General features: G+C 54.5%; 12 protein-coding genes and 1 other RNA gene. 5 read left to right on the forward strand and 8 right to left on the reverse strand.

From position 1 onward, the window contains the following. The first annotated feature begins 998 nt into the window (after positions 1-998). Positions 999-1,619 (forward strand): recombinase family protein, encoded by a 621-nt coding sequence (locus GAO09_RS29055; protein WP_153360623.1) that lies wholly within the window; start codon positions 999-1,001, stop codon positions 1,617-1,619. A 316-nt stretch (positions 1,620-1,935) separates the two neighbouring features. Here GAO09_RS29055 and GAO09_RS29060 read toward each other — a convergent pair whose 3' ends face one another. Continuing rightward, positions 1,936-2,745: a hypothetical protein gene (locus GAO09_RS29060; protein WP_153360385.1), complete on the reverse strand. Its 810-nt coding sequence runs from the start codon at positions 2,743-2,745 to the stop codon at positions 1,936-1,938. A gap of 42 nt (positions 2,746-2,787) precedes the next feature. Continuing rightward, a complete protein-coding gene (locus GAO09_RS29065; protein WP_153360387.1) occupies positions 2,788-2,967 on the reverse strand; it encodes a hypothetical protein in 180 nt (59 codons plus the stop codon). A gap of 113 nt (positions 2,968-3,080) precedes the next feature. Between GAO09_RS29065 and GAO09_RS29070 the strand changes: the two genes are divergently transcribed. Continuing rightward, entirely contained in the window at positions 3,081-3,329 is a 249-nt protein-coding gene (locus tag GAO09_RS29070) for a helix-turn-helix domain-containing protein (RefSeq protein ID WP_338015111.1), read from the forward strand. An 82-nt stretch (positions 3,330-3,411) separates the two neighbouring features. Beyond that, complete coding sequence (locus GAO09_RS29075; protein WP_153360391.1) at positions 3,412-5,985, forward strand: RNA-binding domain-containing protein; 2,574 nt, start codon at positions 3,412-3,414, stop codon at positions 5,983-5,985. A gap of 66 nt (positions 5,986-6,051) precedes the next feature. Here GAO09_RS29075 and GAO09_RS29080 read toward each other — a convergent pair whose 3' ends face one another. The 4 genes from GAO09_RS29080 to GAO09_RS29095 form a co-directional block, all read right to left on the reverse strand. Next, positions 6,052-7,488, reverse strand: coding sequence for a site-specific integrase (locus GAO09_RS29080; protein ID WP_153360394.1), 1,437 nt, complete (start codon positions 7,486-7,488; stop codon positions 6,052-6,054). 93 nt (positions 7,489-7,581) lie between these two features. Next, a non-coding RNA gene (ssrS, locus tag GAO09_RS29085) (6S RNA) lies at positions 7,582-7,740 on the reverse strand. Between the two features lie 109 nt (positions 7,741-7,849). After that, positions 7,850-8,230: a cell division protein ZapA gene (locus GAO09_RS29090; RefSeq protein WP_153360396.1), complete on the reverse strand. Its 381-nt coding sequence runs from the start codon at positions 8,228-8,230 to the stop codon at positions 7,850-7,852. Between the two features lie 19 nt (positions 8,231-8,249). Further along, positions 8,250-8,522: a DUF4164 domain-containing protein gene (locus GAO09_RS29095; protein WP_153360398.1), complete on the reverse strand. Its 273-nt coding sequence runs from the start codon at positions 8,520-8,522 to the stop codon at positions 8,250-8,252. A gap of 327 nt (positions 8,523-8,849) precedes the next feature. Here GAO09_RS29095 and tkt point away from each other — a divergent pair, with 327 nt between their 5' ends. Together tkt and gap are read left to right on the forward strand one after the other, a co-directional pair. Beyond that, the gene (tkt, locus tag GAO09_RS29100) at positions 8,850-10,823 is read left to right on the forward strand and encodes a transketolase (protein ID WP_153360400.1); all 1,974 of its coding nucleotides are present in this window, start codon (positions 8,850-8,852) and stop codon (positions 10,821-10,823) included. Between the two features lie 83 nt (positions 10,824-10,906). Further along, positions 10,907-11,917, forward strand: coding sequence for a type I glyceraldehyde-3-phosphate dehydrogenase (gene gap / locus GAO09_RS29105; protein ID WP_153360402.1), 1,011 nt, complete (start codon positions 10,907-10,909; stop codon positions 11,915-11,917). Between the two features lie 243 nt (positions 11,918-12,160). On the opposite strand, the gene GAO09_RS29110 is transcribed toward gap, so the two are convergent. Together GAO09_RS29110 and GAO09_RS29115 are read right to left on the reverse strand one after the other, a co-directional pair. After that, positions 12,161-12,601 carry a DUF1284 domain-containing protein gene (locus tag GAO09_RS29110; protein WP_153360405.1) on the reverse strand — a complete coding sequence of 147 codons (441 nt, stop codon included), beginning with the start codon at positions 12,599-12,601 and terminating at the stop codon, positions 12,161-12,163. A 10-nt stretch (positions 12,602-12,611) separates the two neighbouring features. Further along, positions 12,612-13,190 carry a biotin transporter BioY gene (locus GAO09_RS29115; protein WP_153360408.1) on the reverse strand — a complete coding sequence of 193 codons (579 nt, stop codon included), beginning with the start codon at positions 13,188-13,190 and terminating at the stop codon, positions 12,612-12,614. Positions 13,191-13,295 lie beyond the last annotated feature (105 nt).

Raw genomic sequence — 13,295 nt, forward strand, 5'->3', positions numbered from 1 at the left:
CGCTCATAATCGTGGTACAGGCTGACCGCCACGGCTCGACTGAAATGTTGAGCGAGCTACTTGGAGTGTCGCAAGTCTGAAATGGCTTGTTGATGCATTGAGTCTGGTAACAGGCTTAATGCATCCTTTTGGACCCTACCCATTCCAGCCGAAATATAATAGATTACAATACAAAAATCATAGATTACATGGGACGCCGCAGGCGAACCATGTCGCGAAGCGAACCAAAACTAGAAATTAATCAATAAAATTAAATATAAATACAAAATATAAATCTGAAATCAAATACCGATAAATGAAGTCGATGTTAAATTCATCATTATAAATTTCTTTATCGATTATTTCTAATAAAAATAAGAATTATTACAATATAAAATCTTATTATACTTACATTATTAAAATATAAAATAGCCGTATCGCCTTCGGCTCACAGCTATGTCTCGCTACGCGATCCATACTGACCAGATTTTTATTTTATTATATTTTTATTATCGACTTTCGTTAAATAATGTATCGCATATCACATCATTACCCAGCCGCATATCTCGAGTCCTAAAGATTAGTAGGCCCAGGCGTTCATCACACCAAGTTTGCAACCCGGCTTGTCGCGCTGATGTCGAGACAGTCGCCGTACTTGGCTTGCAGCGGAGGAAACGCCCATGGTGGTTGTCGCAGCCCATTTGGATCAGTTCAGACAGTTTGTGTCGTGCTTCGACCACAAGTATGCGACGCGCCGGTGTCATTGCCCTCAAACTCTCATGTAATGTCTCCGTCCGGCTTGCGCCCGCTGATCACTATTCATTCAACCCGAGCCAAGCTCGTTATGATCGCTTACAGCGTCCAATAACACGTACGCTACGCCGCAGCTCGCATTTGCCGGTCTATCTTGGCTGTGCCTCAGGTGAACCACGATTGAGGGTGGTCCCATAATAGCATTTGACTATTCAAAATGAACCAGACAATAATGAACCATCCAAAATGAACCGATGGGGTTTTATTTGCTGGTCAGAGCGTATCTCCGAGCTTCCACCGATGAACAAGACGCGAGCCGCGCACGTAAGCAGCTTGAAGACTTCGCCGAAGAACGCGGGTTAGTTATTGCATCGACTTACATCGAGAATGAGAGTGGGGCGAAGCTCGCCCGCCCTGAACTCTTCAGGCTTCTATCCGATGCCCGTCCGGGAGATATTCTGCTGATCGAGCAGGTTGATCGACTATCTCGCCTTACAGCCGAAGATTGGCAGAATCTTCGTTCCGAGCTGCTTCGACTTCAGGTGAAGGTTGTCGCGCTCGACTTGCCGACAAGCTGGAGCCTCGCTGTACCAACTGACGATTTCACCGCACGTATGTTTGATGCGATCAACGGGATGATGTTGGACGTTCTAGCCGCTGTCGCGCGCAAGGATTATGATGACAGGCGTCGTCGTCAGCAGCAGGGGCAGGCAAAGGCGAAGATCGAGGGGCGATATCGTGGTCGCCCAGAAGACGTCAAACGCAACGATGGCATTGCCTCTATGCTGAACGCTGGGATTTCCTGGACCAAAATCCAAAATGCCACCGGTGCGTCTCGCGCGACTGTGGCGAAAATTGCTAAACGCGCAGTCGCGCAGATAAGCTAAATCTTGTGTTTAGACCGAAACGCCACAGAGTACGAGATACAGCATGAAATCAAACGGGTTTGGACGCCACGAACAAACGATCATATTACGTGTGCCCGCTACAGACGCGCATGTCTTTGCTGACCGCCTCGCAGCGTCGCTGGAGTGTCACGATCATGACACGTCCATAGCCACATTGGTTTGGAAGCGTCTTAGCGTTCGGCGCGGCAACGACGAAGACGTCGTCACCGATATATGGCAACTTCTTGGGAAGGACGCGGAAACGAGAGATTGGCACATTGACTGGCAGGCGTCGGAGTATTGACTTCAAATCGCCTTAACGCCCTCTCGCCTCAAGCAACCCTAACCAGAGGCTACTGTTCTCGCAGGCCTCCTTGTTTTTAGACGGCAAAGAAATTTTGGGCGTCCAGCGCCCATCATCTAGAATGAATGTTTCATAGACGCACGTCTCCCAAAAAGAGTCAGTGAACCATCTGACAAGCATCTGACGGCTATCGGTTCTGAATTCCAACTCCAAACCTTGGTTGGTCTCACCACCGCGCGGAAAGCTAAGCAATTTCCCCGTCCGCAAACTCGCAAAGACAACGTTGCTGCATCCCGTCCCGCACCCAGCCTGAGCTACGGCATATTCGCCAGCAAATTGAACGCCTCGCTTCACGCTTTTTGATATATCGGAAAGCGGAACAGCAAGGTTTCTTGAGCGGTCATCGGACTCCGGCGCCCGAGCTTTTCCGCGGTAAATACTCGCTACGGGGTAATCAGTGAACAAAGGTGCATCCGAGGGCAACGCTGCTTCATCACCCTCTGGTTCAGCTATCGGTGCTCCCACCTTGTATAGTTCGCGCATCTGCGATGCCGTGTGCTTTTTCAGGCTGTAACACCCAGATTTCAACTCCGCCGACAGGTACGTTTTATCCGGTGCGACCCAAGTCTTAACGCACTGAAATTCCTCTTCCGATTCTGCGGTGTCGCTATTCCAGTAACATTTTGCCAGCTTCAATTTATACTGCTGCGTAATTCGCTTCAGTGCAGTCTCTGAATAGCAATTGTCTTTTGCGAAAGCTGGCACAGCCATCACCAAAGCAGCCAGACAGGCTCCCGCGAAGATCAGTTTTTTTCCTACCAATTACAGTTCCCCCAACGTCGCCTCACACTATAGCGATACTGCTCACCGGAAACGCGGATCAGCGGCAGGAACTATCAATCCACTTCCCGCAGCAGGCTTTTCGTTGACATGTTTTTTGGCGGTTGAAGCAGTTTCAAGATCAGCCAACAAGAACTTGAATGAAAGCCAGCCGAGAAATATCAAAAATACTACGGTTTTTATACAGAACGACAAGAACTTCATATTTGGTTTTCCCCACTTCCGTCGATAACCAAGCATACCGCATTTCGTCAAAATATCTGATTTTTAGATATCTGGATTCTGGATATATTTGAAGACCCCGTTGTGTAAATGGGGTGCCTTCTTTGCAAAAAACTTTGGGTTCAGAGGGCCATCGCGCGCTAGTTCAACTTATCACCGAAAAGCGGAAGGCGGCGGGACTGACACAAGATGATCTCGCCCGAATTCTGGGCGAACATCAATCGTTTGTGGCAAGACTGGAAAGTGGGCAGCGCCGGATCGATGTGATTGAGTACGTTACAATTTCATGCGCAATAGGATTTGATCCCGCGGTGGAGTTAAACAAATTACTCGATGATGCCTAGAGGAAGGGTGCAGAGAGCTATCCGATTGCAATCATGGAGCGTCCCATCTAGCCTGGTAAAGATTATGGGGGATTATTGATTCATGAATTCGCAACCGATTGTCGCTTGGTGCAGCACCGGCAGCCTTCCTGGCGGGGATGAGTTGTACACCACCCTTCTAAGAGAGGACGGCTTGTTCGATGATTCAGAGGGGAGCCAATGGGATTTCAAGGAAAATTGGCCCTTCTCATTATCGGATGACTATTTTGGTGGCATCGCAAGATTGGTTTGCGCCTTCGCAAACTCTCATGGCGGCATCATCGTATTCGGTGTCCATGACAAGAAGAGAACCGGCGGACACAACAAGGTCAAGTGGAACATCGACCGTTTTAATGCTGCAATAAACCAGTTGATCGGTACACTGCCTCAAATGACGATGAAGTCTTACCAAAACGAATTTTCAGGTGACGTAGATGTTCTTCTCGTAAAATCTCGTCAAAGCGGCGTTCCTCCTTTGCGATTCAAAAAGCAGGTAGGGAAATACCGCGCCGGTACAATTTGGGTAAGAGCTGGGCACGAAGTGAGAGCAGCCGAACCTTCCCACTATCCTGTTCTCTTTTGCCGGGCGCAACCTGCAAACCTGGAGAGTAGCGCCTTAGATGGTTCTATTCCGCCTAGCCCAGCAACACTCAAGCAGCGATTTGTTGGTCGAACCGAAGTCCTAGATCACCTATTTCAATGGCTGGAAGCTTCTGATGAGCCCCGGACCTTTCTTCATGGTAAGGGGGGTTCCGGCAAAACGACGATCGCATATGAGTTAGCCCGTCTAGTGAAAGAACATGGAGAAAACCTGCGTGCCTATGGGGGGGAGAGACTCGACGCAGTGATCTTTGTGAGCGCGAAGGAAAAGTCCCTTTTGGTCGCTGAAGCTCGGGTCGTCGATACAGAAACGCGAGACTTCTCTAATGAGAAGGAGCTGCTTAGCTCGATTCTTCACTATGGCGGCTGGACGATCGACGAGGATTATCTTGCAGAAGCAACCGTTGATCAGCTCCGAACTGACGTTAAAGAGTATCTAAATATCAATTCTGTGTTGCTAGTTATCGATGACATAGACACCCTGACGACAAAGGGCATCGATCCCGGATCTGATTTTCTCTACCGAACTCTTTGCCGGGCAGCTCGACATTCAAAAGTTCTATACACGCTTCGTAATGCGCCGAGCCAGTCGCTAATCAATGCCGTTGAGGTGCCAGGGCTCAGTGATGATGACTACGAGTTGTTTGTCGATGAGTGTGTCGAACATTTTCGAGTTCAGCAACCGACCTTAGAGTTTCGTAAGAAGAAACTGTCCGATTTGTCGGAAAGGCGACCCTTAGTCATCGAGAGCGTCATTGCGTTAAGGCGAACGGCAGGAAGCTACGATCACGCGATAGACCTTTTTCAGCAGCAAACCGGCGATGCGATCCGCGACTACGTGTTCCTACGCGAATGGGACGCTCTACCTGCAAACACATCGAGGCTACTTCTGGCGGCATTGTCGGAGTTCAACGAACCTGCGGGATTCAGAGACCTCCAAAGCGTTCTGCAGTATGATCCGTCAACGGTGAACGACGCGATTGGCGCGGTCCGCGAGATGTTTCTTCAGATCGACGAAGCAGGGAGCGATGCCTTGTACGCACTTGCTCCCCTTACCAAGGCGTTTGTGAAAAGTAAAAGATCTCAACTTGTTGGATACGGATTATTGCACGAGCGGGTTAAAGCATTCCGGCGGCACGTAGCGGTCAGCAATCCTAGAGTGGCAAACATTGCTACACAGGTCGATCGACTAATACCTACCAGGTTCCAGACGCATCAGGTCGAAAGGTTAAACGACGCATACAGATTGGTGACTGATAAGAATTTGCCACCTTTCGTAACGGAAGATCCTTTCTTCAGAACAGTTCTAGGCTACGTTTGCGCCTCGTTTGCGCAGAGCCGCTTGCAGCAAGCTCGCGGCGCCTTTGAGTATTCTTTCAACATGAACTTCGAGCCCGACTTTCGCTATCTTCGCGCCTGGTTCCAAGCAGAGAGGGGAAGCGGTATCAACGACGGCTGGTGTTTGAAAATCGCTGATTACGTTCTGCATGGGAAGCGTTATGAAGAACGTGACAAGATGGAAATGATTGGTCGTAAAGCAACGAGTCTCTACGCAAGAGCCCAAGAGCGGCTCGTGACCGATCCATCAGACGCCTTAAAAGACCTTGCTGAGGCGCTACGCCTCCATTTAAGGGCATACAGGCTTTATTGCATTGCGGGGGATAGCAGAGCTGAAAATTCTGAACGTTATGCCCGTAGTACCGGCTTTCAGCTATTAAACACGCTTGGACGATCGTCCGTACCTTGGGAATTTTTGGAGATAGTTGAGACCCTGGGACGCGCCGGTGACGGCTACTTGGATCCGCTCGAAGATCCTATCTTCGAAGCCGCAGCTCATGTGATAAAAACTCCCCTCAAAGCCGAGGCGATCTCACGTACCCGGCAGAGAGTACGGCTAGCAATCGACTCCCTCTCGACCGACAGACACTGGCTGTCTAAATCTGTGCAAGAACGCACCTCCACTGGATTACGACAATTCGATCGGGATCTTGAGGCGAAACTGAAATTGCTACGCCAACCGACGCGTGCGTCGATGTGATTTCCCCTACTCAGAAAGAAATCTGCGTACCGCTTTTGACGGTCGAGCGAGGTCACGCTAACGTCGTCAGGCGCTGCGGTCCAGCATAGTACAGGCCTCATCAGGATCGCGGATGTCCCGGAACGGTTGAATGTGAGAAAGGTCCAGCCCCTCATATTCAACCGAACATAACCCTTCTTTCAGCACTTCGAGGCTGTACTCGTTGCCGTAGACTGCTCTCATCCCGACCTGGGCGTGTCCCTGAAGTTGATCCATTATCGCACTGTCCACCCGGCTCTCGCGGCAAGCCTGCTCAAATGAATGACGCAACGAATGCCATACTTTTTTCGCGCTCTTGATCCCGGCTTTCAGAAGCAACTTATTAAACATCTTCGACGCATAGCGATGCCTTTGCGCCGGAGGCCCAATGGCAATGTCGGCAAAGAGGCGCTCGCCGAATGGGACAGCATTTACAAATTCGATGAACCCAAGTCTGATCAGCGCAGGATGTATGGGAATCCTACGAGCAGAGTAGCGTGTTTTTAAGGTCTTACCGCCATGCCCTGCGTCATTGTCGTTCACATCAATAAACCAGATACCATCTTCGATATCGATGTCCTCGCGGAGGAGTTGCACGGCTTCCATTAACCGCATTCCGGCGTAAAGACAGAGAAGTGGTATCCAGAAGCGCCCAGTTGGATGCATCAGCAATGAGCCCGGCTCATACCAAGCGTCCTGACTTTTCACCCCCGTAAATACCGGGCTAGTGAAAAGCTTTTGCAGCTCTCCGGTCGTGAAGCCGTGTCGTTTATCCCGTTTATTTCCAACGCTGGAAGGCTTAGGAACCATCGGCTGCACTACGTTGCGCAGATTAAAGTCGTGCTCCACGCGTGCCCAGCCGAAAACAATATTTGCAGAGGTCATGATTTGCCTCACGCTTTCCGCCGACAAACCCGCAACCCCGTCTTTTTTTGCCTGCGAAGCTATTTCGAGCTTTGAGTAAGACTGCAAAAGCTTGCAATTATGGACGCCCCTCGGGAGCGCGAAAAGCGTGGATTTCAGTATTCTAATATCCTCCTGGGTGTATTTGTTCAGCGGCTTGTCCCCACAAATTTCTAGGAACTGCTTGAGGTGGCTTGCACGTGCTGACCGTGTTTTTGGACTCCAATGCTTCGTACTGCCAATCGCTTCGAAGCACTGCGTGCCGATCACCGACATCAACGGGAGATCGCGGCTTTCGGGTCCACAGACCCCACGGAGGCGTGCGTTGACATCAATTCGGATTGGAGCCCGCTGGCTCGCAGGCGGCAACTCAGCTGCGTACTCTTCTCGAAAGTTCGCAAAGGCACGATCGACATCGACAATCACAGCCGGCAACAGCCGAACCGCCTCTCTCAAGACGCGTGTTTTGAGTGACTGCTGCTCAATTTCCTTGCCATAAAGTCGGCGAATATCGGCTGGGACTTTAACCCGATGATAATAGATACCATTCGGGTGCAGGTAGAGGCGGTAGTTCTGCGCCATAAATCGACCGCTCGGTTTTCACACCAGTGTTAAAGCCGGTGTCAAAAGTTTCGTTCGAGAGTCGATGCCGCACAAAAAGCATAATAAAATCAGGTGCGATCCACGGCAACCGATGGAGGTTTACGATCCTGGGTGCCTACAAACGTAGGTGGGCGCCATATGTCCAAGCCCACGGGCCTGGCCAGGGACAGCTCCCTTTGGATCGAGTATGGCCCCAGGGATTGTGGTTCCTGTCGGGAAGCGCAGAACGCAAATGCAATATAGGCGGTCAGACCCCGGACCGCCAGAGGCGACAAGCGGTTGCCAGCGGTTTTTATTCAAAGACAAAAACAGGCCCCGAAAATCCGGTCGAACTGGCGGATCAGCCTTCGGTCGGCTCCGGCTGGCGGGCCGAAAGCTTTGCGGTAATGTCACGCAGCCGCACCGTCAGCTCTTCGACGGCCGACACCATCAGCGCTTCATTATGGGCCTTGGCTTCAGCGGCGCCTTCGCCGCTCGACCGCAGGCTGGCGATCTCACCTTGCAGGCTCTCGACCTTGCGGGTCAGTTCGGAAAGCTCATCCATGATCATGATGCCAGCCATGACGGTGATGCGAAGATCGCCGATTTCGCCGAACTGGCTTTTCAGGTGTCCAACATACTGGTCGAAACGACCGGCCAGCGTCTCAAGATGCGGCTCCTGGCCCTCTTCGCAGGCCATGCGGTAGGCCTTGCCGTCGATCGTTACCGTGACCTGCGCCATTGATGCTCAATCCCACTCTTTACCGATCGAGAACGGCGCGGATGGTTTCCATCGCCGTGACCAGACGCCGCGACACTTCGCGATTGACCTCTTCGAGCCGGTTGGCGCGAAACTCCGACTGGTCGAGTTCCTGTGCGAGACGCGCCCGGTCGGCATGCACGCGGCGCACTTCTCCCTCGACTTCCGCGCCCATGCGTTGCCGCTCAGCGCGTGCGTCGATCGCATTTTCCAGCCCGCCAATGGCAGACTGCAAATCTGAAATGGCAAGTTCCAACGACTTGTCCGTCGGCATCTTTCGCCTTCCCGGTGCATGCAGGCCAGCGACGAATCGCAAACTCCTGACTGTCCAACAGATATCGGAGATTATGCACCGGTTCGATGCGGGTCAATAAACCACTGCCTTTACCAACCCCTCTATGTTGTGGATCGACAAGTTCTTTTAGCATCCGCGAACGACTGCACGGCATTGAAGCAGGCTGCGTCGAAATGCGGCACTTGCAGGATTTCACCACGCCCCCATTTGTTGACTTGCGCGATGCACCTGATATGGATCAGACGCTCCCTTTACAGGGCCCGCCAAGGGCCCGCTGACCGACACTCGGACGATAGTGGATAAGCCATGACTTCTCGCGAACAAAATGACCGGATGGCAAATGCGATCCGTTTCCTTGCCATGGATGCCGTCGAAAAGGCGAATTCCGGCCACCCGGGCATGCCGATGGGCATGGCCGACGTGGCAACGGTGCTGTTCTCCAAATATCTGAAGTTCGACCCGTTGAAGCCGCATTGGCCGGACCGCGACCGTTTCGTGCTGTCGGCCGGCCACGGTTCGATGCTGCTCTATTCGCTGCTTTATCTAACCGGTTATCCGGACATGACGGTAGAAGACCTGAAAGGTTTCCGCCAGCTCGGCTCCAAGACCGCCGGCCACCCGGAATACGGTCATGCCACCGGCATCGAGACGACCACCGGCCCGCTCGGCCAGGGCATTGCCAATGCCGTCGGCATGGCGATCGCAGAACGCAAGCTCGCTGACGAATTCGGCTCCGACCTGCAGGATCACTACACGTATGTGATCAACGGCGACGGCTGCCTGATGGAAGGCATTAGCCATGAAGCCATCGCGCTTGCCGGCCACCTGAAGCTCAATAAGCTGGTTCTGTTCTGGGACGACAACTCGATCACCATCGACGGTGCCGTTTCGCTGTCGGATTCGACCGACCAGATCGCCCGCTTCAAGGCCGTCAACTGGAACACCATCCAGATCGACGGTCACGACCAGGCAGCCATTGCCGACGCCATCGAACAGGCCCACAAGTCTGACCGCCCGACCTTCATCGCCTGCAAGACCGTCATCGGTTTCGGCGCTCCGAACAAGGCCGGCAGCCACAAGGTTCACGGTTCGCCGCTCGGTGCCGACGAAATCGCCGCCACCCGCAAGGCACTGAACTGGGAATTCGAACCCTTCGTCGTTCCCAACGATGTCATTTCCGAATGGCGCGCTGCCGGTACCCGTTCTGCCGATGCCGTCAAGGCATGGGAAGGCCGCCTCGAAAAGTCCGCTCACAAGGCTGAATTCGACCGCCGTTTCGCTGGCGACCTGCCGGCCGGCTTCGATGCTGCCATCAGCGACTACAAGAAGAAGCTCGCCGAAACCAAGCCGACGATTGCCACCCGCAAGGCATCGGAAGACGCGCTTGAAGTCATCAACGGTTTCCTGCCGGAAACCATCGGCGGCTCTGCCGACCTGACGCCGTCCAACAACACCAAGACCAGCCAGATGGTCTCGATCACGCCGTCCGATTTCGCCGGTCGCTACATGCACTGGGGTATTCGCGAACACGGCATGGCATCGGCCATGAACGGTATCGCGCTGCATGGCGGCCTGATCCCCTACGGCGGCGGCTTCATGATCTTCTCCGATTATTGCCGCCCGCCGATCCGCCTCGCATCGCTGATGGGCATCCGCGTCATCCACGTTCTGACGCATGATTCGATCGGCGTTGGCGAAGACGGCCCGACCCACCAGCCGGTAGAGCAGATGGCAAGCTTGCGCGCCATCCCGAACCTGATGATGTTCCGCCCGGCCGATGCCGTCGAAACTGCCGAATGCTGGCAGATCGCCATCTCGACCAAGGATCGTCCGTCAGGCCTGGCGCTGACCCGCCAGAACCTCACCACCGTTCGCACCGAATATTCGGAAGAGAACCGTTCGGCCAAGGGCGCCTACACGCTGTCCGGCAATGCCGACGCAAAGGTCACGATCTTCGCATCCGGCTCGGAAGTCGAACTGGCCGTTGCTGCTGCCAAGACGCTCGGTGAAAAGGGCACGACCGTTCGCGTCGTTTCCGTTCCCTCGACCGAACTGTTCTTCGAACAGCCGGACGCCTACCGCGCCGAAATTCTCGGCAAGTCGCCGGTCAAGATCGCTGTTGAGGCTGGCGTGCGCGAAGGCTGGGATGCGTTCATCGGTCCGGAAGGCACGTTTGTCGGCATGAAGGGCTTTGGCGCTTCCGGCCCCGCCAAGGATGTCTTCAAGCATTTTGGCATCACCGTGGAAGGCGTTGTCGCCGCCGCGGAAGCAAAAATTTAATTCGGAATGCCGTCCTAGATCAATTTAGGACGGCATCTCATCGGCCTATATAAAGGCCCCATCATTCAGGGAGAAAGCTTCATATGACTGTTAAGGTTGCTATCAACGGCTTCGGCCGTATCGGCCGTAACGTGCTGCGCGCGATCGTTGAATCCGGCCGCACCGATATCGAAGTCGTTGCCATCAACGATCTCGGCCCGGTCGAAACCAATGCCCACCTGCTCCGCTACGATTCCATCCACGGCAAGTTCCCGGCTGAGGTAAAGGTCGAAGGCGACACCATCACCGTTGCCGGCGGCAAGCCGATCAAGGTCACCGCCGTTCGTGACCCGGCCCAGCTGCCGCATGGCGAACTCGGCGTCGATATCGCGCTGGAATGCACCGGCATCTTCACCGCCCGCGACAAGGCCGCCGCCCATCTGACGGCTGGCGCCAAGCGCGTCATCATCTCGGCTCCGGGTGACAATGCCGACCTGACGGTCGTTTTCGGCGTCAACCACGATCAGCTGACCAAGGACCATCTGGTCATCTCCAACGCGTCATGCACCACCAACTGCCTGGTGCCGGTCGTCAAGGTTCTGGACGATGCCGTTGGCATCGACCACGGCTTCATGACGACGATCCACTCCTATACGGGTGACCAGCCGACGCTCGACACCATGCACAAGGACCTGTACCGCGCCCGCGCCGCAGCCCTGTCCATGATCCCGACCTCGACCGGTGCCGCCAAGGCTGTCGGCCTGGTTCTGCCGCACCTCAAGGGCCGTCTCGACGGCACCTCGATCCGCGTGCCGACCCCGAACGTCTCGGTCGTCGACTTCAAGTTCGTTGCCAAGAAGGCCACCACGGTTGCCGAAATCAACGAAGCCATCAAGGCTGCCTCGAACGGCGCCCTGAAGGGTATCCTCGGCTACACCGAAGAGCCGCTGGTTTCGCGCGACTTCAACCACGACAGCCATTCCTCGATCTTCGCGATCGACCAGACCAAGGTGCTCGAAGGCAACTTCGTGCGCATCCTGACCTGGTACGACAACGAGTGGGGCTTCTCCAACCGTATGGCCGACACCTCGGTCGCGATGGCGAAGCTCATCTGATCAAGCGACATGCAATGAAGAAAGGGGCGCGAAAGCGCCCCTTTTTTGTTGGTACTCGACTCATGTCTTATGCAGCATTTGCTTTGTGCGAATAGCGCCCTCTTGCATCATCCCGGCCCTCGGCCGCGAGCGATCCAGACCAAGTCCTTGGGCTGAAAGCTCCTTCGCCGCGCGGACACGTCGGCCGGTCCCCGTCACCTGCCCCGGATTTCACCGGAGGGCTGGGACGCAGAATTGGGCAGCCTAGAGACAAACCTTCGAGGCCGTCCTCACCCGCACGCCACCGTATCCACCAGCAGCGATACCGCTGCACAGATCCGACCATTCGCAGCCAAGGCAGGCTTTTCGCGTCACTCCCTCGGCAAAGGCCTTTCGCATCCGCGCCAGAAGCGCCGGATGCAGTTCGATCCGCGCTCCCGCCAATATCTTCAGGCCCAGCAGATCACCGACATCATAAGCCGCCTGCGCGTCACGCTCCCGCACGCTGTCGCGAAAACAGTGCGGGTCTGGCTCACAAAGCAGCGTCGCGCAAACATCATCGGGACCATCGACGACGACAATATCCTCGCCATCCGAAAGCCTGCCGGCAATACAGTCATAGTTGCTGACAAAGGCAGGTGTGTATCCCTTGCCCACATAGGTGAGCAGGCAAAGGAGATGATGCGGACGCAACCGAACCGTCATGCCGGCCGGCTCAGGCCGTGCGTCGCGCAGCCAGACGCAGGACCGCCGCTGCCAGTGCGGATTTCAGGATTGCACCGATCAGGAACGGCAAAACGCCAAGCAGCAACGCCTTTTCCGCACCGATCATGACGCCCAGCACGGCACCGCCGATGGCAAGGCACATAAGGTTGGCGAGCATCATGGACACGAAGGCAAGAACCGGACGATGACCGTTCCAGCCTTTTTCAGCCAGCAATCCGGCCAGCGCCGCAATGATCGGGAAAGAGAAGAGATAACCGGAGGTCGGCCCGATGAAAGGTAGCAGGCCGGACGCACCACCTGCCAGAACCGGCATGCCGACAGCCGCCTCGACCAGCCATGCAACAACCGTCGCTCCCCCGAGACGCCAGCCATACAGCGCACCGATCATGGTGACGGCAAAGGTCTGCATGGTGATCGGCACCGGGATCATCGGTACGGAAATATAGGAGGAAGCAGCCAGAATACCGGTGCCGAGCAAGATCGCCATGCCCTTCCAGATCAGAGAAGCGTTCTGCAAATCAAGCGGGCTGAAGGCTGGTATGCGCGTAGGTGTCGAGAGGTAGCTCATGTGGATCTCCAAATTATAGATAATTATTAGAATCTATAGCTAATGAATCCACAGGATATCCAACTTGGCAAGTCGCGAAGACCGCGGCAGGCAAAACGCATTGAT

Origin of the sequence: Endobacterium cereale, from assembly GCF_009617585.1 — a bacterium.
GTDB lineage: Bacteria > Pseudomonadota > Alphaproteobacteria > Rhizobiales > Rhizobiaceae > Neorhizobium > Neorhizobium cereale.

Excerpts from the sequence above, each read along its gene's own strand:
- GAO09_RS29095 (WP_153360398.1), bottom strand. The coding sequence starts at position 8,522 with ATGCCGACGGACAAGTCGTTGGAACTTGCCATTTCAGATTTGCAGTCT.
- GAO09_RS29080 (WP_153360394.1), bottom strand. The coding sequence starts at position 7,488 with ATGGCGCAGAACTACCGCCTCTACCTGCACCCGAATGGTATCTATTAT.
- GAO09_RS29110 (WP_153360405.1), bottom strand. The coding sequence starts at position 12,601 with ATGACGGTTCGGTTGCGTCCGCATCATCTCCTTTGCCTGCTCACCTAT.
- GAO09_RS29090 (WP_153360396.1), bottom strand. The coding sequence starts at position 8,230 with ATGGCGCAGGTCACGGTAACGATCGACGGCAAGGCCTACCGCATGGCC.
- gap (WP_153360402.1), top strand. The coding sequence starts at position 10,907 with ATGACTGTTAAGGTTGCTATCAACGGCTTCGGCCGTATCGGCCGTAAC.
- GAO09_RS29115 (WP_153360408.1), bottom strand. The coding sequence starts at position 13,190 with ATGAGCTACCTCTCGACACCTACGCGCATACCAGCCTTCAGCCCGCTT.
- GAO09_RS29075 (WP_153360391.1), top strand. The coding sequence starts at position 3,412 with ATGAATTCGCAACCGATTGTCGCTTGGTGCAGCACCGGCAGCCTTCCT.
- GAO09_RS29065 (WP_153360387.1), bottom strand. The coding sequence starts at position 2,967 with ATGAAGTTCTTGTCGTTCTGTATAAAAACCGTAGTATTTTTGATATTT.
- tkt (WP_153360400.1), top strand. The coding sequence starts at position 8,850 with ATGACTTCTCGCGAACAAAATGACCGGATGGCAAATGCGATCCGTTTC.